The 19,625-nt window shown below is 69.0% G+C and carries 20 protein-coding genes; 4 read left to right on the top strand and 16 right to left on the bottom strand.

Annotated elements, in window-relative coordinates:
* Nucleotides 1-243: 243 nt before the first annotated feature.
* From MFF22_RS09940 to MFF22_RS09930, 3 genes are all read right to left on the bottom strand, one after another.
* Nucleotides 244-1,302 carry an AbrB family transcriptional regulator gene (locus MFF22_RS09940; RefSeq protein ID WP_238248810.1) on the bottom strand — a complete coding sequence of 353 codons (1,059 nt, stop codon included), beginning with the start codon at nt 1,300-1,302 and terminating at the stop codon, nt 244-246.
* Nucleotides 1,303-1,393: 91 nt separating this feature from the next.
* On the bottom strand, nt 1,394-2,908 hold the full coding sequence (locus tag MFF22_RS09935) for an argininosuccinate lyase (protein WP_238248809.1): 1,515 nt from the start codon (nt 2,906-2,908) through the stop codon (nt 1,394-1,396).
* Nucleotides 2,909-2,977: 69 nt separating this feature from the next.
* On the bottom strand, nt 2,978-3,907 hold the full coding sequence (locus MFF22_RS09930) for a LysR substrate-binding domain-containing protein (protein ID WP_238248808.1): 930 nt from the start codon (nt 3,905-3,907) through the stop codon (nt 2,978-2,980).
* A gap of 135 nt (nt 3,908-4,042) precedes the next feature.
* On the opposite strand from MFF22_RS09930, the gene MFF22_RS09925 reads away from it, so the two are divergent.
* Complete coding sequence (locus MFF22_RS09925; RefSeq protein ID WP_238248807.1) at nt 4,043-5,623, top strand: catalase; 1,581 nt, start codon at nt 4,043-4,045, stop codon at nt 5,621-5,623.
* Between the two features lie 198 nt (nt 5,624-5,821).
* Here the strand turns inward: MFF22_RS09925 and MFF22_RS09920 are convergent, their stop codons facing one another.
* The 11 genes from MFF22_RS09920 to MFF22_RS09870 form a co-directional block, all read right to left on the bottom strand.
* Entirely contained in the window at nt 5,822-6,541 is a 720-nt protein-coding gene (locus MFF22_RS09920; RefSeq protein ID WP_238248806.1) for a BA14K family protein, read from the bottom strand.
* 197 nt (nt 6,542-6,738) lie between these two features.
* Nucleotides 6,739-7,875: an MFS transporter gene (locus MFF22_RS09915; protein WP_370877547.1), complete on the bottom strand. Its 1,137-nt coding sequence runs from the start codon at nt 7,873-7,875 to the stop codon at nt 6,739-6,741.
* Nucleotides 7,876-7,919: 44 nt separating this feature from the next.
* Entirely contained in the window at nt 7,920-9,596 is a 1,677-nt protein-coding gene (gene lnt / locus MFF22_RS09910; protein WP_370877540.1) for an apolipoprotein N-acyltransferase, read from the bottom strand.
* Complete coding sequence (locus tag MFF22_RS09905) at nt 9,593-10,732, bottom strand: hemolysin family protein (RefSeq protein ID WP_238248803.1); 1,140 nt, start codon at nt 10,730-10,732, stop codon at nt 9,593-9,595. The genes lnt and MFF22_RS09905 overlap by 4 nt, the downstream gene beginning before the upstream one ends.
* A 36-nt stretch (nt 10,733-10,768) precedes the next feature.
* Entirely contained in the window at nt 10,769-11,254 is a 486-nt protein-coding gene (gene ybeY, locus MFF22_RS09900) for an rRNA maturation RNase YbeY (RefSeq protein WP_238248802.1), read from the bottom strand.
* The gene (locus MFF22_RS09895; protein ID WP_307440802.1) at nt 11,254-12,324 is read right to left on the bottom strand and encodes a PhoH family protein; all 1,071 of its coding nucleotides are present in this window, start codon (nt 12,322-12,324) and stop codon (nt 11,254-11,256) included. The genes ybeY and MFF22_RS09895 overlap by 1 nt, the downstream gene beginning before the upstream one ends.
* A 61-nt stretch (nt 12,325-12,385) precedes the next feature.
* Complete coding sequence (miaB, locus tag MFF22_RS09890; RefSeq protein ID WP_238248800.1) at nt 12,386-13,723, bottom strand: tRNA (N6-isopentenyl adenosine(37)-C2)-methylthiotransferase MiaB; 1,338 nt, start codon at nt 13,721-13,723, stop codon at nt 12,386-12,388.
* Between the two features lie 75 nt (nt 13,724-13,798).
* Nucleotides 13,799-14,662, bottom strand: coding sequence for a lysophospholipid acyltransferase family protein (locus MFF22_RS09885; RefSeq protein WP_238248799.1), 864 nt, complete (start codon nt 14,660-14,662; stop codon nt 13,799-13,801).
* 4 nt (nt 14,663-14,666) lie between these two features.
* Nucleotides 14,667-15,185, bottom strand: coding sequence for a GNAT family N-acetyltransferase (locus tag MFF22_RS09880; RefSeq protein WP_238248798.1), 519 nt, complete (start codon nt 15,183-15,185; stop codon nt 14,667-14,669).
* Complete coding sequence (tsaB, locus tag MFF22_RS09875) at nt 15,182-15,862, bottom strand: tRNA (adenosine(37)-N6)-threonylcarbamoyltransferase complex dimerization subunit type 1 TsaB (RefSeq protein ID WP_238248797.1); 681 nt, start codon at nt 15,860-15,862, stop codon at nt 15,182-15,184. Before tsaB ends, MFF22_RS09880 begins: the two co-directional genes overlap by 4 nt.
* 136 nt (nt 15,863-15,998) lie before the next feature.
* Nucleotides 15,999-16,568: a NifU family protein gene (locus tag MFF22_RS09870; RefSeq protein WP_238248796.1), complete on the bottom strand. Its 570-nt coding sequence runs from the start codon at nt 16,566-16,568 to the stop codon at nt 15,999-16,001.
* Between the two features lie 293 nt (nt 16,569-16,861).
* Here MFF22_RS09870 and MFF22_RS09865 point away from each other — a divergent pair, with 293 nt between their 5' ends.
* The 3 genes from MFF22_RS09865 (at nt 16,862) to MFF22_RS09855 (ending at nt 18,607) form a co-directional block, all read left to right on the top strand.
* Entirely contained in the window at nt 16,862-17,245 is a 384-nt protein-coding gene (locus MFF22_RS09865) for a DUF2934 domain-containing protein (protein ID WP_238248795.1), read from the top strand.
* Nucleotides 17,246-17,395: 150 nt separating this feature from the next.
* Nucleotides 17,396-18,061 carry an HAD family hydrolase gene (locus tag MFF22_RS09860; protein WP_238248794.1) on the top strand — a complete coding sequence of 222 codons (666 nt, stop codon included), beginning with the start codon at nt 17,396-17,398 and terminating at the stop codon, nt 18,059-18,061.
* A gap of 339 nt (nt 18,062-18,400) precedes the next feature.
* On the top strand, nt 18,401-18,607 hold the full coding sequence (locus MFF22_RS09855) for a hypothetical protein (protein ID WP_238248793.1): 207 nt from the start codon (nt 18,401-18,403) through the stop codon (nt 18,605-18,607).
* A 16-nt stretch (nt 18,608-18,623) separates the two neighbouring features.
* Here the strand turns inward: MFF22_RS09855 and MFF22_RS09850 are convergent, their stop codons facing one another.
* Nucleotides 18,624-18,893 carry a hypothetical protein gene (locus MFF22_RS09850; protein WP_238248792.1) on the bottom strand — a complete coding sequence of 90 codons (270 nt, stop codon included), beginning with the start codon at nt 18,891-18,893 and terminating at the stop codon, nt 18,624-18,626.
* Nucleotides 18,894-19,079: 186 nt separating this feature from the next.
* A complete protein-coding gene (locus MFF22_RS09845) occupies nt 19,080-19,460 on the bottom strand; it encodes a DUF6481 family protein (RefSeq protein WP_238248791.1) in 381 nt (126 codons plus the stop codon).
* Between the last annotated feature and the right edge of the window lie 165 nt (nt 19,461-19,625).

The following is a 19,625-nucleotide window of genomic DNA, read 5'->3' as shown; positions in this document are numbered from 1 at the left end:
GCGCGTTTTCACCCGGCTTAAGCTTGGCAAAGAGTTCGAACTTTTCCCACCCACTCCCTCATCCTGAGGCGCGGCGAAGCCGCCTCGAAGGAGGGCTCCAGATGACGTGGGCGAACTGCAGCTCTCCTTCGAGGCCGTCGTTTCACGACGGCACCTCAGGATGAGCACGGAGGTGGGAGGAGGGGGGTCGGCGACCCACCCGGCGCAATCCCGGCGGGAACGCCCCCTGGCCAGCGATGGCCCTTACGAGGTCGCCCCCTCGGGGACGGAGCGGCTGATCCATTTGGCCACGAGTGGCCCAGTGAGCAGCACCACGAACAGGCGCAGCGTCTGTACGGCCAGGACGAACGACACGTCCGCCTGAGATCCCACTGCGATGATCGCCACGGAATCGAGCCCGCCGGGGCTCGTGGCCAGAACGGCGGTCAGGAGATCGATGGGCAGGAGAAGGGTGAGCAGGAAACCCCATCCCGCGCAGAGGGCGATCACCGCGAAGGTCGCGGTCAGGATGCCGGGGAGGGCGGTGAAGGTCAGCCGGAGGGTCTCGCGGGTGAAGCGCAGGCCGACATACCAACCGATGCAGGCATAGGCGAGTTCGAGGATCGGGACGGGCAGCGCCATGCGGGCCACCCCGGTGGCATGCAGCACGGCGCCGAGCACCATCGGTCCAATCTGCGCGCCCGCCGGCACGCGCAGTTTCAAGGCGACGGTGGCCCCGATCACGGCGACCAGCAGCGTTGCCAGGACCGAACTCGCCGCCGATGCATCCCCCGCCCCGGCGCCCGCGCCGGGGGTCGTCCCAGCCATCAGGAACCTTGCGGCCAGGGATGCGGAGAACACCACCGCCGCGACGCGGACATATTGCATGAAGGCCACGAGGCGCGGATCGGCGCCGAAATCCTCGGCCATGGCCACCATCGCCGAGGCGCCTCCGGGGGATGAGCCCCAGGCGGCGGTCGTGCCGGGCAGGATTCGCCAGCGCGTCAGCAGCCACCCCACGAGGCCGGAGACCGCCACGGTGACCAGAACCACTGCGACGATGAGGGGACCGTCCTCGAACAGCGTCTGCGCGATCTGTCCGGTCACGGCATGGGCCACGAGGCAGCCGATCATCGCCTGAGCGGCGAGGAAGCCCGGCCGCGGCACCGTGATGTTCGAGCCGCCCACACCGAACGCGATGGCCGCGATCATCGGCCCCAGGAGTAAGGCCGCGGGAAACTGCGCGAGCGACAGGCCATAGGCGATGGCGGCCGAGGTCGCCACAAGCGCGAGCCAGAGGCCGATGGTGCGGAGCGAAGGCACGGCAATCGTTCGGGGATGCATGCCCGTCGGATGTGGCGGGCCTCCCCGCGCGCTACACCCGCAGGGCTGTCCTGTCACCGCAAAATCGTCGTCAGGGTGTCGTGGCCAGGGTTGCGAAGGCCGTATCGAGGCCGGACCGGGCCTCGGCGAGCCCATCCCGCTTTCCGGCGAGCCACGCCCGATCGGAGGCGAGCTTCATCCTCGCCTCGCCGAGCATCCGCGTGACCTCCGCCTTCTGAGGACCGCCCAGTCCCTTGGCCGCCGCGATCATCCCGGGGGCAGAGAGAGCCTGCCGGAAGCGCGCTTCAGTGAGGGGCAATTCTTTCGGCATGTCTGCGGGAAGGCCGGGCGCGGAGGCGGCTTCGGCATAGATCCGCTTCACCTCATCAAAGGGCAGATCGGCCGGGCGAAGGCCGTTGCCGCGCCCGTACGTCACGAGTTCGGATGCGAAGTGGTGGCCGAGGCGGAAGGGCACATCCGCCTCCCGCTGAAGGGTGTCGGCGAGTTCGGTCGTCGTCGAGTAGTCCGCGGCCACTTCGTCCGCCGCCCGCGCCCGGTCCACGACCAACCCATCCAGAACCGACTTCCAGCGCCGGCACATCTCGGCGGCCGTGCTCAGGACTTGGGCGGGCGGGATCATCTGGTTGCGCTTGTAGTCCGGCATCCCCGAATCGACGTTGTGCGCCATCACGGTGAAGGCCATCGCCCCACCCACCACGTCGCTCGCCTTCATGCGCAGGCTGTAGAGCGCCACGGGATTGCGCTTCTGCGGCATGATGCTGCTCGGGCCCGTCAGGGCTCCCTCCCGCAGGAGGATCCACGGCCGGGTCTGGTGATACTGGGCGTAGAGGTCCTGCGCAAAGCTGCCCGCCGTCGTGGCGAGGTTGGCGGCGATCCCGGTCAGTTCCAGGCCGAGATCCAAGGGCGCGAGCTGCCCCGCGTCGTAGCTGTTCTCCACGGGGGCGTCGAAGCCGAGGAGGTCGGCAAGGCGCTTGCGGTCGACGGGGAAGCTCGACGTCCCCAGGGCGGCCGCACCCAGCGGCGACAGATTAGTTCGCGCCCAAGCCTCGCGGAGCCGGTCCGAATCGCGAGCCATCGCGGCGGCATAGCCCAGCAGGACATGCCCGAGGGTCGTGGGCTGGGCCTGCACGCCGTTCGTGTAGGCCGGCACCACCGTCTCGGCCTCCCTTTCGGCCACGTCGAGGAGGCTCGCCCTGGCGGAATCCAGGGAGGCGGCGAGGGCCAGGAGCCGGTCGCGCTGCTCCAGCTTCAAAACGGTCGGGATGATGTCCTGGCGGCTACGGCCGGCATGCATCCGCGTCGCGTCCGGGCCGGCGATGGCGGTGATCAGCGGCTCGACCTTCAGGTAGTCGTCGGGCCGCTTCGCGCCCGACTGGGCCGCATCCGCCGCGACCTGATCGAGTGCTTTGGCGATCGTCCGGCCTAGGGCGCGGGGGACGATCCCGGTCTCCACCGTCATCACTAGGGAAGCGCGGTTGATCTCGTCGATCCGCGCGAACGTATCGTGGAGGTTCTCATCCTCGGCAGCCCTCGCGGAATGCCCGAACACGAGCGCCACCAGCAGAATTACGATCACCCGACTCATGGATTGCCCTCACCCTATCCCTTCGGGGGCGATATTCCGTCCGAGCGCCCGTGCCCACCGGTCGCGGCGTCAACTCCCGGTGTCCCGGCAGGCGATCGTTCCCGCCGGAGCGTGGGCACGGAAGAAGGCGGCGAGGTGCGCGAGTCCCGCGGACCGGGGGTCGCTCGTCCGCCACGCCAGGGCGATCGTCCGGCCGGGGCCGTCCACGTCGAAATCCCGGATCACGGTCAGACCGCTCGGGTCCGGCCCCTGCGGCACCGCGAGGGCCGGCAGCAGGGTGTATCCCGCCCCTGCGGCCACCATCGACCGGAGGGTTTCGAGGCTGGTGGCGTGGCGGCCGGCCGAGGATCCGGCTCCGCAGGCGGCGATGGCTTGGTCGCGCAGGCAGTTGCCCTCATCGAGGAGCAGAAGGTCGGGCCCCGCGACGGACCCGGCCGAGAGGGCGCCACCCTGGGCCAGGGCATGCTCGGCCGGGCAGGCGAGGAAGAACGGTTCGATGAACAACGGTGACAGCGAAAGGCGCCCCTGGCTCAGGGGTAGGGAAACCAACGCGGCGTCGATCCGACCTTCGCGCAGCCCATCGACGATATCGGCGGTGCGCGATTCGGATAAAGAGAGGCTCAGAAGGGGAAACGCCTCCCTCAGGGGTCGTAGGATCAGCGGGAAGAGATAGGGCCCAAGCGTCTGGATCGCGGCGAGGGACAGCCGCCCGGTGAGCGGCGCGCCCCGCCCCTCGGTGGCCATCGCCAGAAGACGTTGCGCCTCGGCAAGCACCGTCCGCGCTTGGCGTACGATGGCCTGCCCGGCCTCGGTAAGCAGCACCCGGCGGTTCGACCGCTCGAACAGCGTCAGGCCCAGCGCACCTTCGAGCTTGCGCACCTGCACGCTCAAGGTCGGCTGGCTGACGTTGCAGCGTTCCGCCGCCCGCCCGAAGTGCCCCTCGTCAGCGACGGCGACGACATATTCGAGATCGCGCAGCGACAGTCCCGAAAGGTTCATAGACGCTGTCTATCACAGCCTTTGCGACGATGCATTTGTCACTGGCCTGCGGCGGGTCCATAAACTCGCCAGAACGGTTCCAGTCTGAAAGCGCCGGCCCGTCTGGCGCCCACGACGCGAGGAGACACGAGACGCATGAGCGATCAACGCCCGATTCTGACGACCCGGCAGGGTCACCCAGTCCGCGACAACCAGAGCACCCGCACCGTCGGCGAGCGCGGCCCGGCGACCCTCGAGAACTATCAGTTCATCGAGAAGATCACCCATTTCGACCGGGAGCGGATTCCGGAGCGTGTCGTCCATGCCCGCGGCGCCGGCGCCCACGGCTGGTTCGAGGCCTATGGCAAGATCGGTGACGAACCGGCCTCCAAGTACACCCGCGCCCGCGTCCTAACTGAAACCGGCGTGAAGACGCCGATGTTCGTGCGCTTTTCCACCGTGGCCGGTGCGAAGGAGTCGCCGGAGACCGAGCGCGACCCGCGGGGCTTCGCCGTCAAGTTCAAGACCGTGGACGGCAACTGGGATCTGGTGGGGAACAACCTCAAGGTGTTCTTCATCCGGGACGCGATCAAGTTTCCCGACATGATCCACGCCTTCAAGCCCGACCCGGTCACCAACCGGCAGGAGGCTTGGCGCTTCTTCGACTTCGTGGCTCAGCACCCCGAAGCGATCCACATGGTGACACACCTGAAGTCGCCGTGGGGCATCCCCGCCAACTATCGCGAGATGGAAGGCTCGGGCGTCAACACCTACAAGCTGGTCAACGATCAGGGCGAGGCGGTGCTCTGCAAGTTCCACTGGCAGCCCAAGCAGGGTGTGCGGAACCTGACCTCGAGCCAAGCCTCCGAGATCCAGGCCAAGGATGTCGGGCACGCCACCCGCGACCTGTACGACAACATCAAGGCCGGCAACTTCCCCGAGTGGGAGTTCTGCGTGCAGATCATGCCGGACGGCCCGAACGACCACCTGTCCTTCGATCCGCTGGACGACACGAAGCTGTGGCCGGTGGACCAGTTCCCGCTGCTGCCCTGCGGCCGGATGGTGCTCGACCGGGTGCCGGACAACTTCTTCGCGGAAGTCGAGCAGTCGGCCTTCGGCACGGGCGTGCTCGTGGACGGCATCGACTTCTCGGACGACAAGATGCTCCAGGGCCGGACGCTGTCGTACTCCGATACCCAGCGCTATCGGGTCGGCGCCAACTATCTGCAGCTGCCGATCAACGCGCCGCAGCCCGGTGTGAAGGTCTACTCGAACCAGCGGGATGGCCAGATGACCTATTCGGTCGATGGCACGGGTCCGAACCGTCACATCAACTACGAGCCGTCGACCCTCGCCGAGGGTCTGCGCGAGGCGTCCAAGCGCACCGAGTACCACCAGCCTGTCGAGGGTCGCCTCGGCCGCTACCAGACCTCGCGTACCGAGGACGACTACACGCAGGCAGGCGTGCGCTACCGGACCTTCGAGGCCTGGGAGCGTGACGACCTTATCGCCAACCTCGTCAACGACATGAAGCAGTGCCCCGAGCCGATCCAGCTGCGGATGGTTTGGCACTTCTGGCACGCCGACGAGGATTACGGCCGTCGGGTCGCCGAGGGTGCCGGTATCGATCTGGAGAAGGCCAAGGCCCTGCCGCCGCTTCCGGGCCGTGCCGCCCCGGGCAAGCGTCTCGCGGCCGAGACTTACACCGAGTCGGCCCCACGGGTCGCCGCCGAGTAAGGTTTCGGAGGGCCCGGTTCGCCGGGCCCTGCCAAGACAAAAAAAGCCCCGCGCGGGAGACCGCGCGGGGCTTTTCGATGGGCTGATCCCGTCAATGCGATCAGAGGCGAAGCAATCCGGCAGCGCCACGCTCGCAAGCGTGGCGCCACCCGGTTTTGCCTCGCTCCACCCGCAAGGACGAGAGGAGGCTTTCCGTGATTACGGGCAGGAATGGCGAACGTAGCCGCGGCCGATATAGGTCTGGGTCCGCGGGTCGTAGGTCTTGAACCGGGCCGCGCAGGCCGCGATGGCGGCCTCATCGGTTCCCGTCACGGTCTCCGTCGCAGCCGGGGCCGCATAACCAACGGGGGCGTAGCCGACAGTGGCCGGGCCGTACTCGGTGCCGTAGTAGCCGTCGTCGTAGCCGTAACCGTAGTCATAACCGGCCGGATAGCCGTAGCCATAGCCCGCCCCATAAAGGCCGCCGGCGGCGAGGCCGAGACCCAGGCCAGCCGCGAGGCCGTAGCCACCGTAGCCACCGCGACCGTAACCCCGGCCGTAATAGCCACGGTTGAAACCACCCCGGTTGAAGCCGTAGGCGCCGCGGTTGAAGCCACCACGATTAAAGCCGGCACCCCCGACACGGCCGGCGCCCGCAAGGCCGCCACGCCCGATCCCCGCACCGCGGAAGCCGCCAGTCGAGAAGCCGCCAGTCGAGAAGCCGCCACCCGCAAGGGCGTTGCCGCGACCGCCCGAGAAGCCGGCGCCCCGGAAACCGCCGCCGCCGAAACCACCGCCGTGGAAGCCGCCACCGCCGAAACCGCCGCCATGGAAGCCACCGCCGCCACCGAAGCCACGGGCGTCAGCACTGCCCGGCATCGCCGCAAACCCAAGGGCTGCCACGGAGAACAGCGCGAGACCCAATTTGCCGTGTGTCATTGTTTTCACCATGCATGACTGCTTGTTGATGGGTGAACGCACAACGACGACTTTCGATCTCCGTTTTTTTGGCATCGCGACAATAAAACAGATTGGCAGTTTAAGCCGGCTTATGCCTTGAGCTTGGCAGTAACGTTGAAAGTCCATGCCGATTGCGTCGAGTGGGACTGCCGATGGCCCCGCCTTCCGGATGCGCCTCAGCCCGCGACGGGCTCTGCCGCCGCAACGGTCTGGGCGCGGCCTGCCGGCAGACCTGCCGCGATGGCCGTCAGGGTGATCGCGACGAAGAGCACGCCGGCCAATCCCCAACCACCTGTCGCCTCGTGGGCGAGGCCGAAGGCCAGGGGGCCGAGGGCGGCGAAGACGTAGCCGATGCCCTGTGCCATGGCCGAGAGACCCGCAGCGCTCGCGGCGTCGGCGGCGCGCAGGACGATCAGGGTGAGGGCCAACCCGAAACACCCGCCCACGCCGAAGCCGAGGGCGCATGCGGCCGGCACCCGCAACTCGTCTGCCCCTAAGGCGACGAGCAGGAAGGCCGCCGCCGTCATCCCCGGGATGCCGACGATCCAGGCGCGCTGGTCCCGGGCACGGGCGGCCAGGGTCGCCGTGACAAGGGCGCCGGGCGCTTGGTTCAACGTGGCCAGCGACGCGTAGAGGCCGGCATGGAGCGGATCGAGGCCACGTCCTTGCAGGAGGAGCGGGAGCCATCCGAACAGGATGTAGGCAAGGGAGGATTGCAGGCCCATGAAGGCGGTCACCCGCCACGCCAGGGGATCGCGCAGGAGCCGTCCCGGCCGGGGCGGTCGCGCGGGCCCGCTCCGGCGGGCGAAGGGAAACCACGCCGCCGCGGCGAGAACGGCGGGGACGGACCAGACGGCGAGGGCGACGGACCAACCGTCGAGAGCCCGCTCCACCGGTACGGCCGCACCGGCCCCCGCCGCCGCGCCGAGACAGAGAGTCATCGTGTAGAGGCCGGTCATCGGACCGGCGGTGGCGGAAAAATCGCGCTTCACCAGCGCGGGCAGGAGTACGTTGGCGAAGCCGATCCCCGTGGCGGCGATCGCCGTCCCGACGAACAGCATGGGCAGATCACCGATCCCGCGCAGGGCTAGGCCCAGGGCGACGAGGGCCATCCCTGCCAGCACGCCGAGATCCGGTCCCATGCGGCGGATCACCGGGGCGGCGAGGGCGCAGGCGAGGCCGAGGCACACGACCGGCAGGGTGGTGAGGGTCGCCGCCCCCGCCGCCGTCAATCCGGTCGTCTCGCGGATGAGGCCGAGCACCGGCCCAACGGTGCTCAGGGCCGGTCGCAGATTGAACGCCACCAGCATCATCGCGAGGCCGAGGACCCAGCCGGACGCGGGACTCTGGTCCTGCCTCACGCGCGCTTCCTTCGTGCCGTCGCCGCAGCCGCGCAGGCGACCAGCATGCCGGCGAAGAGAAGATCGCCGAACCGGGCATAGATCGTTCCGCCGATGATCCGGGCAGGAAGGTCGGCATCGAGCACGGTCTCGACATCGATCGCGCTCTGCGCAGTGATGCGGCCGTGGGGGTCGATGACCGCCGAAATCCCCGTATTGGCATCCCGCACCATCGGCAGCCCCTCCTCGACCGCCCGGAGGCGAGCCTGGGCGAGGTGCTGGCGCGGTCCCGGCGTGTCCCCGAACCAGCCGTCATTGGTGACGTTCAGGATCAGGCCGGGCGGTCTCGCCGCGTCGATGGGCTGCCCGAGCGGCCGGATTGCGGCCGGAAAGATCGCCTCGTAGCAGATCGTCCCGACCACGGGGGGCAGGCCCGGCACCGTGAGGATCCGCTGCGCCGCGGGGTTGCCGGCGCTGAAGCCTCCGGGAATGGCCACGAACTGCCGGAGTCCGAACGCGCGCAGGGCCCCGTCGAGGAAGCCCGGCAGGTACTCCCCGAACGGGACGAGATGCACCTTGTCGTAGGTGTCGGTGATCGTGCCATCGGGCTCGATCACCATGATGGCGTTGTAGATCCGGGGGCGCTCCCCGGGCAGGGGTTCGTCCGCCCGCGCCGCCCCGGTCAGCAGCACGCGGCCGGGCTTCAGGCCGGCAGCGATCTTCGCCAGGGTGTCCGGGTCCCGTTGGATGAGGAAGGGGAAAGCCGATTCCGGCCAGACGATATGGGTCGGCGTCGCTTCCCCGGCCTCGGGAGGCCGGTCGCTTAATTCGATGTAGCGATCGACGATGTCGTCCCGGTTCTCCGGACGGAATTTGGCATCCTGCTGGAGATTGGGCTGGACGAGGCGCAATCTCACGCCGCTCACGGCTGGATCGGCCTGGCCGACCCGGTCTGCCCCCGCCAGGGCCAGGGCGACCAGCAGGATCGCGGCGGCGGCCAGCGGCCCGTAACTGTGACGGGGAGACCCCGCATCGAACAAAGTAGCCGGTGCGGCACAGATGAGGACGGCGAGGACGGTGAGACCGTAAAGGCCGACCGATGCGGCGGCCTGCATCAGCCACAGGTTCTGTCCCAGGGCCATGCCCAGCACGTTCCACGGGAATCCCGTCAGGACGTGGCCGCGCAGCCATTCCGCCCCGCCGAGCCCCAGGGCGAGGGCCGCGATCCGCGCCGGCCCCTCGCTCCAAAGCGCCGCCGCGGCGGAGAAACCCGCGCCGTAGAAGATCCCCACGCCGAAGGGCAGGCCGATCACCCCGAGAGGCAAGGCCCAGAGGAACTCGTCGGCCTCGACAAGGAAGGCCGAGCCCAGCCACCACAGGCCAGCGGTGAGGAAGCCGAAGCCCCAGGCCCAGCCGATCAGGAAGGCAGGGCCGGCCCGCCGACCAAGGGAGCGCCCGGACACCGCGCCATCCGTGAGCCAGACGGCGATGCAGAGGGAGACCGCCAGCGCCGGCAGGAGGCCATAAGGCGGCATCGCCAGGGCGCCGAAGGCTCCGGCGATCCAGGCGAGGCCGAGGCGCCGCCAGCCCCGCGACGCCGCGATGCGGCGGGGCACTCCGCCGGCACGGCCAAGCCGCGCGTTATCCTTTGGAATCGCGGTGCCGCGGGCCAAGGCCCCTGTCGGCACCGTCACGGGCGCGGTGTCTCGGTGACCGGCGAGGAGGAGGGCGGCGGCAGGGCGAGGGGCACCACCGCTGTGATGCGCGCGGCCCCCTTGTGGAAACGCAAGCGCTTGAGGCGGCGGGGATCCGCATCGAGGACCTCGAATTCGAGATCCCCGGGACCGACGATCAGCTCACCCCGGGACGGCACCCGCCCGGCCAGGGTGACGATCATGCCACCGATCGTGTCGAATTCCTCGGCCATGTCGCCGACCGCGGCGACGAGGTCGATCCCTGTGGCCTCGGACACCTCGGCCAGCGGCGTCCGGGCGTCGGCCACGAAGACCTCGCCTTCGCCCTCGACGCGCTGGACTTGCTTGGCCTCGGCCACGTCGTGCTCGTCCTCGATGTCGCCGACCACCACCTCGATCAGGTCCTCGATGGAGATGAGGCCGTCGGTCCCCCCATATTCGTCGATGACCAGGGCCATGTGGGTGCGGGTCGCCTGCATCCGGACCAGAAGGTCGATCGCCGGCATGGAGGGCGGCACGAACAGGACCGGGCGCTGGATGCGCGCCGCCGCCAGAGTCGTCCCGAGATCGACCTTACCCAGGTCGAGGCTCCGGGGCAGGCGCACGGCGGGCCGGCGGGCGCGCGGCGGCGGTACGGTGTCCTCCGCGGTGCCCGCGACGTCCACCGGTGCAGAAGGGGCCCGGGCAGCCACGGGGCGCCGGGCGCCCGGCTCGGCCTTGGCGGCGATGAAATCCACGAGGTCGCGGATGTGGACCATGCCGCGGGGGTCGTCCAACGTCTCGCCGTAGACCGGCAGGCGCGAATGCCCTGCGGTGCGGAAAAGCTTCAGGAGATCGCCGAGATTCGTCTCGTTCGAGACGGCGACGATGTCGGCCCGGGGGATCATCACGTCGTCCACCCGCACCTTGTGCAGGCCGAGGACGTTCTTGAGCATCGCCCGTTCGAGGGGGGACAGGCCCGTCTCGCTCTCGTCCGGCTCGGACAAGGCCTCCTCGAGGCCCTCCCGGAGCGTTTCCCGCGGCTTCAGGTGAAGGGCCTGAAGCAGGCGGTCGTACCAAGGTTCACGCTGGGGGGCGTCGGCCTCGGAGGTATTCGGCGCGGCCAGGGCCGCGCCGCGACTTCGATCGTTGCTCATGTCTCTCGGATCTGGGAAGGAACGAGGATTGCCCGCTCAATCGGCATAGGGGTCAGGTATGCCCAGGGTCGCGAGGGCTGCGATCTCGAGGGCTTCCATCGCCTCAGCCTCGGCCTCGCCGAGTTCGTGGTCCTGTCCGACAAGGTGCAAGGTCCCATGGACGAGGAGGTGGGCGAGGTGATTCTGGAGCGGCTTATCCTGCTCCGCACTTTCGCGCACCATCGTCTCATAGGCAAGGACCACGTCGCCCAAAGGGGTGGCGGAGCCCGCGTGGCGGGGTTGCGGCGCGGCCGGAAAAGACAATACGTTCGTGGGCTTGTCCTTGCCGCGCCACGTCCTGTTCAAATCCTGCACGGTGGCGTCGTCGGCCAGGAGGACACTCACCTCCACGGCCCCTTCGGGCCTGTCCGGCGCGAGAGCGAGCCCGGCCTCGACGGCGCGAATCACCAGCGATTCGAGGTCGGACACGGCCTTGTCCCAACGGTCGTCCTCGACGGCGACGTCGATCTCGTGGCCGGTCATCACGCCAGGGGCCGGCGGCGCGGGTTGGGGTTGCGATCGGCGTCGCCCTCGCCATGGGCGGCACGTTCGTAGGCCGTGACGATCCGGCGGACGAGGTCGTGACGCACGACGTCCACGTCCTTGAACACCACGCGGCCGATACCCTCGACGCCGTCGAGGACGTTCACGGCCTCCACCAGCCCGGATTTTTGCCCCGGCGGCAGGTCGATCTGGCTTGGATCGCCGGTCACGATCATCCGTGAGTTCTCACCGAGACGGGTGAGGAACATCTTCATCTGCATGGATGTCGTGTTCTGCGCCTCGTCGAGGAGCACCACGGCGTTCGTCAGGGTCCGTCCGCGCATGAAGGCGAGGGGTGCGATCTCGATCGTGCCGGTCTGCAAACCGCGATCGACGTGCCGGGCTTCCATGAAGTCGTAGAGGGCATCGTAGATCGGCCGCAGGTAGGGATCGACCTTTTCCCGCATGTCGCCGGGCAGGAAGCCCAGGCGCTCGCCGGCCTCCACGGCGGGGCGGGAAAGGATCAGCCGCTCCGCGTGCCCCTGTTCGAGGAGGGAGACCGCGTGTCCCACCGCGAGCCACGTCTTGCCGGTGCCGGCAGGACCCTCGGCGAAGACGAGTTCGTTGCTGCGCAGGGCCTTGATGTAGGCATCCTGGGCCGGATTGCGGGCGCGCACGGCGCCCCGGCGACGGGTGGCGATCTGGTCGAAATGCGGCTTGTCGGCTTCGGAGGTCACCTCCGCCGCGGGGAAGAGATTCGCCTGCGCCGTGGCTTCGCGGATCGCCCCATCGACGTCACCGATGCTGAGCGCGGTCCCGCCCGCGCGGACCCGGGCGTAGAGCTTCTGGAACACCCGCCTCGCCTTCTCGGCGGCGTCGGCCGGTCCTTTGATCACGAGATGGTTGCCGAGGGCCGTCGCAGTGATGCCGAGCCGGCGTTCGATATGGGCGACGTTCTGGTCGTATTGGCCGAAGACGAGGCTGGCGAGGCGGTTGTCGTCGAAGGTCAGCGGCACCTCGACCCCATCATCGGCACCGGGCCGCCCGAATCCGGGTGGCCGCCCGCGCAGGGGTGAGCCCCCGCGTCCCCCGTCCGTCGCACTCAAGCGCACACTCTCACGTCTGGCTTCCTCACGCGGCGGCGGCCTCCGGAAGGCGCTCGCCGAACAGGCTGTTGGCTCCGGCCTCGGTGATCCGAACCGGCACGATGCGTCCGATATGGTCCTGCGGGGCGTCGAACTGCACTGCCAGGAGGTGCGGCGTCTTGCCTGCCACCTGCCCGGGATAACGGCCGGCCTTCTCCACCAGCACGTCGAAGACCTGGCCGACGGCCTCCTGCTGGTAGGCGTGGCGGCGGGTGTCGAGGAGCCGCTGAAGCTCGGCGAGCCGCTCCGCCATCACCGCCTCGGGGATCTGGTCGGAATTGTCCGCCGCCGGGGTTCCGGGACGGGGGCTGTACTTGAACGAGAAGGCGCTCTCGAAGCCGATATCCCGCACGAGGGCGAGGGTGTCGGCGAAATCCGCGTCGGTTTCGCCCGGGAAGCCGACGATGAAGTCCGACGAGAGGGCGATGTCGGGGCGGGCCGACCGCACCCGGTCCACGAGGCGGCGGTAGGCGTCGGCCGTGTGCTTCCGGTTCATGGCCGCGAGGATCCGGTCGGACCCCGACTGCACGGGCAGGTGCAGGTAGGGCATCAGCGCCGGCACCTCCGCATGGGCGCGCACGAGGTCGTCGCCGAAATCGTTGGGATGGCTCGTGGTGTAGCGGATCCGGGCGATGCCGGGGATGCGGGCCACCTCGCGCACCAGGGCAGCAAGGCTGACCGGCCCCCCATCCGCGCCCGCGCCATGGTAGGCGTTGACGTTCTGTCCGATCAGCGTGACCTCCCGGACGCCGCCCGCCGCGAGGCGTCCGGCCTCCGTCAGCACGGCGGCCACCGGGCGGGAGACCTCCGCACCGCGGGTGTAGGGCACGACGCAGAAGGCGCAGAACTTGTCGCAGCCTTCCTGCACCGTGAGGAAGGCGGACGGTCCGAGCCCCCGGCGGGCGGGCAGGTGGTCGAACTTATCCTCTATGGGAAAGTCCGTATCGACCACCCGGCCCTTGGCCGAGCGGGCGAGGAGGTCCGGCAGGCGGTGATAGCTCTGCGGGCCCACCACCACGTCCACGGCGGGCTGGCGCGCCTGGATCTCAGCGCCTTCCGCCTGCGCCACGCAACCGGCCACGACGATTCTCGTGTCGAGCCCACGACCGCGCCGTTCCTGCTTCAGGACGCGCAGTCGCCCGAGTTCGGAGTAGACCTTCTCGGCCGCCTTCTCGCGGATGTGGCAGGTGTTGAGGATGACGACGTCGGCGTCTTCCACGGTGTCGGTGGCGGAGTAACCCTCGGCACCCAGCACGTCGGCCATGCGGGCCGCGTCATAGGCGTTCATCTGGCAGCCGTAGGACTTGACGAAGGCTTTCTTCAACGGGCCGTAATCCGGTTCGGGGCGCGTGGGGGCGGCAGGTCTTCGCCGGGCCTCTAGCACAGAATTCGCCCGCGGTCAGGCCGCGGACAGGCCGCCCACCGTGCCGAGATCGGATGCCGGTGCCGGCGCTGGGAGCGGGTCCCGGACTGGCCTTCCGGTCACCACCCCCTGGATCGCCCGGCGGACCTCCGCCTCGGCGGCGGCGGTGGCGGCCTTCCGGTCAGTCTCCGCATCGAACAGGATCGGTGTGCCCCACACCACATGCACGTCGATGGGGCCACCCTTCACGAAGGCGGCAAGGTGGGGCGCCAGTTCCATGTCGCCGTACCACGCGATCTCGGGCCGCTCGGAGCGCACCACGGGGAGGCCGTTCCGCCGGGGATAGGTGATCGCGAGCGGCTGGAGCCGGACCCGGCCCCTGTCCCCCTCTGCCTGCAGGGCCGCCCTGGCCGCGCCGACTAGGGACGAGCGGAAGGGCAGGAGGCGCGTGCCGTCGCCGGTCGTCCCTTCCGCGAAGAGCACCACGAGTTCACCCCCGGCCAGCCGGTGACCCATGGCGGCGCTGACGCTGGCGGTGGCACTCCGCCGGGCCCGGTCGATGAAGAGGGTGCGTTGCAGGTACGCGAGAAAGCCGATCACCGGCCAGCCGGCGATCTCCGCCTTCGCCACGAAGGAGAGCGGACGCAGCGAGCCGATCGCGGCGATGTCCAGCCAGGACACGTGGTTCGCCAGGACAAGGGCGGCCTCGCCCGGCGCGGGGGGCGAGCCGCTCTGGGTCACCCGCACCGAGAACAGCCGCAGGAAGCTGCGATGGAACAGGAGCGGCGCGAGGCCGGACCGGCGCCCCAGCACCCGGATCGCGAAAAGATGCGGCGGTCCGAGAAACGCGAGGGCGAGGGCCAGCGCCAAGACGCGCAGGACGAGACCGATCCGGCTCACGCGGTTACAGCTCGGCCGCCATGGTCAACGCGGTCGCCCGGGTGCCGTCGGCCTTGGTGTAATAGCCGGTGCGGGTCCCGACCTTCTTGAAGCCCAGCCGCTGGTAAAGCTTAAGCGCGGGAACGTTGCCCTCATCCACCTCCAGATGGACGCGCCTCGTCCCGTTGAAGGCGAGGCCGTTCAGGTGCTCCCGGAGCAGGCCGCGGGCATGGCCACCCCCGCGCAGGGAAGGGGCGATGACGACGGTGAGGATCTCGGCCTCGTCCGCCGCCCGGCGGGACAGGACAAAGCCCTGCAGGGTCCCCGAACGCCACAGCCCGTGGGCGTAAGCCGAGCGCTCACACAGGATGCGCTCGAATTCGTGGGCCTCCCATGGCCGTGCGAACGCGGTGGCGTGGATCCGGGCGAGGGCCGACGCCTGCGAGGCATCCGTGAGCGGGGCCACACTCGGAGGGGGTGTCAGCGCATCCCACCACGCCATCCACCATTCCATCGGCCAGAACGGGAAAGCGGGGCGGCTCATTGGCGAGCGACCCGGGCATGGTCCTGCGGACGCGCATCCGGCCCGCGGAGATAGAGGGGCCGCGGCAGGGCGTGGGCAGGATCGGCGACCATCCCGAGCTGCGCTACGGCGGCGATGTCCGGAGCCCCGGTGCCGGCGATCGTCACCGTGATGCCCCGTTCGGCCAGGGCTGCCGCGAGGAGGGGCGCGCCTGAACCGGTCAAGGTCACCGGCGAGGGGCCGAGGTGACCCGCAGCCTCCGCGACGGGCAGGTAGACAGGCGCCAGGGCCTCCCCCGACGTCGTGTTGAGGGCCTGCACATAGATCGCCCCGTGGCGGGCATCGATGGCGGCGGCGAGGGTTCCCTCGGCAGGGTCCGCGAGGAGGGGGGCGAGGAGGGCCGACAGGGTCCCGACTCCGACGACGGGCTGCCCCGTCGCGAGGCCGATGGCCCGGGCGGCGGAGAGCCCGACGCGCAGGCCGGTGTAGCTGCCCGGTCCGACCGTGACCGCGATCCGGTCGAGACCGCCGAAGCCGCCTTCGACGCGCGCCAGAACACGTTCGATCAGCGGCAGCAGCGCCTCCGCATGCCCCCGGACCATCGGAAGGGATTCCGAGGCCAGGAGCTCGGCATCGCTCCCCCCCATGACGCAGGCGGCGCAGACATCCAGCGCCGTATCGATGGCCAGTACTCGCACGCCCACTCCCGTCGCGCCGCAGGACGCGAAAGGTATGGCATAAAACAGAACCGCCGCACCGTCAGCGCCGTCCGGCGGTTCCATCCCCTGTCTGATCGCGAGTGTTGCCGGCTTGCGCCGGCGCTCCCGCGCCTGATCAGACCGCCTGGACCTCGCGGACCTCCGGCAGGAAGTGGCGGAACAGGTTCTGCACGCCGTGGCGCAGGGTCGCCGTCGAGGACGGACAGCCCGAGCACGCGCCCTTCATCTCCAGGTAGACAATCCCGTCCTTGTAGCCCCGGAAGGTGATGTCGCCACCGTCGCCCGCCACCGCCGGGCGCACGCGGGTCTCAAGGAGATCCTTGATGGTCACCACGGTGTCGTGGTCCGCCTCGTCGTAGAACTCGTCGCCGGCCTCTTCCTGGTGGGCACCGGCCGACTCGTCCATGACGGGCACCCCGGACTGGAAGTGCTCCATGATCGCGCCGAGCACGGCGGGCTTCACCTGCGGCCATTCCGAACCGTCCTCGGCCTTGGTCACCGAGATGAAGTCGTGCCCGAAGTAGACGCCGGAGACACCCGGCACTGAAAACAGGGCAGAGGCCAACGGCGAGCGGGCGGCGGCCTCGGGATCACGGGCCTCGAAGGTCGATTCGGGCAGCACCACCCGGCCGGGCAGGAACTTGAGCGTGGCGGGATTCGGCGTGGCTTCGGTCTGAATGAACATGGCGGGCTCCGCTGCGCCGGTTCAAGGCCGGCGGGGAAGGGGACGGTGCGCCTGAAAAGACGCAACTCCCATGTGGACCGTGCACCGGATTTTCTCAACCGCCCGGTGACGCCGGTCCGCGGGGCAGGGGACCCTCGGTTTTAACCGACCCTTAACCAGCCGGCTCGATCGTCCCCCCATGGCGCTCTCCGGCGAGGCCGGCACCGGCCACCGGGAGAGAGTGCGAGATCGCGGACCCGCCATGCCAGGACCCTTGGGGTCGTGCCGGCGCCGGGCCCGTCCGGAGGAGCGATATGCAGGTCAACGAGCAGGCGGTGCGCGAGCGCGCCTATTACATCTGGGAAGGCGAAGGCCGTATCCACGGCCGCGCGGACATCCATTGGATGCGCGCCGAGGCCGAGTTGACGGCGGTCGTGTCCGCCCCGAAGGCTGCCAAGTCCGTCGCGAAGTCGGCTGCGGCGAAGCCCGCCGCCGAGAAGGCCGCGGCCAAGCCTGCCGCCAAGGCAGCTGCCAAGCCCGCCGCCAAGCAGGCGTCTTCGGCGAAGGCCATCGAGGCTGCGGTTCCGCCGATGACGGCACGCAAGGCCAGCAAGCCCAAGGCCGTCGCAGAGGTCGCTGTTGCTGCCGCCTCCGTCGGCAAGGCCAAGTCCTCCCGCAGCCGCGCTCCGCTTCACTGATCGGCTTCGACACCGCGCAGACGTGCGAGAGGCCCGCCCCGGTAGCGGGCCTTTGCCGTTCCGGCAGGTGGGGAACGGACCTGCGGGAATACGGTTGACCGGCCTGAAGCCTCCCCGCCGGGGTCGGGCGGCGAGGGGCCGGTGGGGCAGATGCGGGCAGTCATCTTCGATATCGACGGGACCCTGCTCGACAGCGTCGATCTTCATGCCAAAGCCTGGGTCGAGGCGTTCCGGCATTTCGGCGTCGAGACCGAGGAGGCCGAGGTCCGCCGGCAGATCGGGAAAGGCGGCGATCAGCTGATGCCCGTTTTTCTGTCCGACGAGCAGGTGGCGAAGCAGGGCGACGAGATCTCGTCCTACCGTTCGGACCTCTTCAAGCGCGACTATTTGGACAAGGTCCGTCCCTTCCCCGCCGTCCGTCCGTTGTTCGAGCGGATCCGCCGCGAAGGGCTGACCATCGCCCTCGCCTCGTCGGGCAAGAAGGACGAGGTCGAGCATTATCAGAAGCTCCTCGGCATCGGTGATCTCGTCGATGTCGCCACGAGTTCGGACGATGCCGATCGCTCGAAGCCCCATCCCGACATCTTTCAAGCAGCCATCGGCAAGCTCGAGGGTCTCTCCGCCTCGGACATGATCGTCATCGGCGACACACCTTACGATGCGGAGGCGGCGCAAAAGGCCGGCCTCGCGACGGTCGGTGTCCTGTGTGGCGGCTTTCCCGAATCGGATCTGTCGCAAGCAGGCTGCATCGCGATCTACCGCGATCCGCAGGACATCCTCGACGGGTTCGAAAGCTCGCCTCTCCGCAAAGGGTAGACGACGACCGGAGGAGCGACCGGCCGGCGCCGTGTCAGTGCGTTTTTTGCGCGGAAGGCCTGCATCGCATGCACGCCGATCGAGCCGATCCGGGTCCCTCCCGTCACCCCGCGTATCTCGTCGAGAGCATGCATGCCTTTGTCCAGGACGGGGAATTCACCTCTGGAGGAGGCCACCTTTAGTCGTGCCTGAGCCTGGCAGCAGCATTCCGGCGTGTGTGTCCGCGGAGCGTCGGCTTCGAGCGCCGGCTATGGAAAACTGCCGGGAGGGCTGGCGCGAAGCCGGCGAAAGGTTTAGCGACCCGCCCGCCCCTGGAATCCTTCAAAGGACCCGCCGCGCATGCTTCAGACCCGCGAGATCGCGAGCGAGCCATGCTTCAGCCAACGAAGCCGCAGCCTCGCGGAACAGGTTGCCGAGGCCGTGCGCAACCGGACGACGCCCCTGAGCCAATTGCTGAAGCTCATGTCCGCCCTCGATGCGGAGGGCGGTGACGACGGGTTGAAGCGACTTCTGCGCACCCGGATCGGCGCGCCTCTCGACGCGTGAGGCCTAGGTCGGGCCGTCACCGTGCGTGGTGGCGGCCACGTTTGTGGGCGGATTTCGCCTTCGGGGCGATGCGGTCCATGCACGCGAAATAGATGCCCTTTCCCACTTCCTCGATCGGGAGCGAGCGGGGATTGGGAGTCGAGAAGATTCGCGCTTTCGCTTCAGCCCGGCAGGCCGCATCCTCCGGGCTCTTGATCGGCGGCTCCGCCTGGGCAGTACTGAGGCCGAAGCCGAGCACGGCCAAGACGCCGGCAGCGATGCCAATGCTCTGTTCGATCCGCTTCATGTCCGGCGCCAACCTTCCCTGAGAAGGCTAGATAGGACAGCCGAGACAACGGTGAAGCTTTTTCACAAGAAAAGACGAGCAATCGGGCCTATTTCGGCTGAAAGACTGACTGCATAAAAAAACCGCCCGCTAAGCGGGCGGTCTGACGGTGAGCAACTGGCCTTGCCCGGCTCACCGGGCGCGGCATCAGCGCTTGACTTTCGCCTTCGCCTTCCGGGCCGCGTAGCGCGCATCGCGCAGGGCCTTCTTGGCTTCCAGCTCGGCCGACTTCCGCTCCTGCGATGCGGCAAGTTCGGCGGCCTCGCGAGCGAGTTGGGCGGCGAGTTCCGCCTCCTCCCGCTGCCGCTTTTCTTCGGCGGCCTTACGCTCGGCCTCGATCCGTGCGGTCTCGCGCTCGCGCGCGCGCAACTCGCGGGCGCGGGCTACCTCGGCGCGAGCCTGTGCGCGGGCCTGGACCTCCGGATCATCCGACGGTGGGCGGGCCTTGAACTTGGCCAACAGGGCTGCCTTCGCAGCAGCGGAATTCTCACGACGGTCGTTGAAGTTCCTATAGTCGAATGCGCTCATCTGGCCTTTCTCTGGGTACGTCACACGTTTCGCGGGGACAGCCGGCTCAAAAGCCAGTCAGCGAAGCTGGTGACCAATCCACGTACCGTCCCCTTGGCACGGGACCCTCTCGAACCATCGATATACCGATGGTTCGACCCCAGCGCTCACGCGGCGGTACAGCGC

Origin of the sequence: Methylobacterium persicinum, assembly GCF_022179525.1 — a bacterium.
In the GTDB taxonomy this organism is placed as follows: Bacteria; Pseudomonadota; Alphaproteobacteria; order Rhizobiales; family Beijerinckiaceae; genus Methylobacterium; species Methylobacterium persicinum.
Note: the sequence above shows the minus strand (reverse complement) of the source record. Positions and strands in the feature narration are given on the sequence as shown.

What these genes read in the sequence shown, in the direction of transcription:
- MFF22_RS09935 (WP_238248809.1), bottom strand. Translation starts at nt 2,908, where the DNA reads ATGAGTCGGGTGATCGTAATTCTGCTGGTGGCGCTCGTGTTCGGGCAT.
- MFF22_RS09930 (WP_238248808.1), bottom strand. Translation starts at nt 3,907, where the DNA reads ATGAACCTTTCGGGACTGTCGCTGCGCGATCTCGAATATGTCGTCGCC.
- MFF22_RS09925 (WP_238248807.1), top strand. Translation starts at nt 4,043, where the DNA reads ATGAGCGATCAACGCCCGATTCTGACGACCCGGCAGGGTCACCCAGTC.
- MFF22_RS09920 (WP_238248806.1), bottom strand. Translation starts at nt 6,541, where the DNA reads ATGACACACGGCAAATTGGGTCTCGCGCTGTTCTCCGTGGCAGCCCTT.
- MFF22_RS09915 (WP_370877547.1), bottom strand. Translation starts at nt 7,875, where the DNA reads ATGATGCTGGTGGCGTTCAATCTGCGACCGGCCCTGAGCACCGTTGGG.
- MFF22_RS09905 (WP_238248803.1), bottom strand. Translation starts at nt 10,732, where the DNA reads ATGAGCAACGATCGAAGTCGCGGCGCGGCCCTGGCCGCGCCGAATACC.
- ybeY (WP_238248802.1), bottom strand. Translation starts at nt 11,254, where the DNA reads ATGACCGGCCACGAGATCGACGTCGCCGTCGAGGACGACCGTTGGGAC.
- MFF22_RS09880 (WP_238248798.1), bottom strand. Translation starts at nt 15,185, where the DNA reads ATGAGCCGCCCCGCTTTCCCGTTCTGGCCGATGGAATGGTGGATGGCG.
- MFF22_RS09870 (WP_238248796.1), bottom strand. Translation starts at nt 16,568, where the DNA reads ATGTTCATTCAGACCGAAGCCACGCCGAATCCCGCCACGCTCAAGTTC.
- MFF22_RS09865 (WP_238248795.1), top strand. Translation starts at nt 16,862, where the DNA reads ATGCAGGTCAACGAGCAGGCGGTGCGCGAGCGCGCCTATTACATCTGG.
- MFF22_RS09860 (WP_238248794.1), top strand. Translation starts at nt 17,396, where the DNA reads ATGCGGGCAGTCATCTTCGATATCGACGGGACCCTGCTCGACAGCGTC.
- MFF22_RS09855 (WP_238248793.1), top strand. Translation starts at nt 18,401, where the DNA reads ATGCTTCAGACCCGCGAGATCGCGAGCGAGCCATGCTTCAGCCAACGA.
- MFF22_RS09850 (WP_238248792.1), bottom strand. Translation starts at nt 18,893, where the DNA reads ATGAAGCGGATCGAACAGAGCATTGGCATCGCTGCCGGCGTCTTGGCC.
- MFF22_RS09845 (WP_238248791.1), bottom strand. Translation starts at nt 19,460, where the DNA reads ATGAGCGCATTCGACTATAGGAACTTCAACGACCGTCGTGAGAATTCC.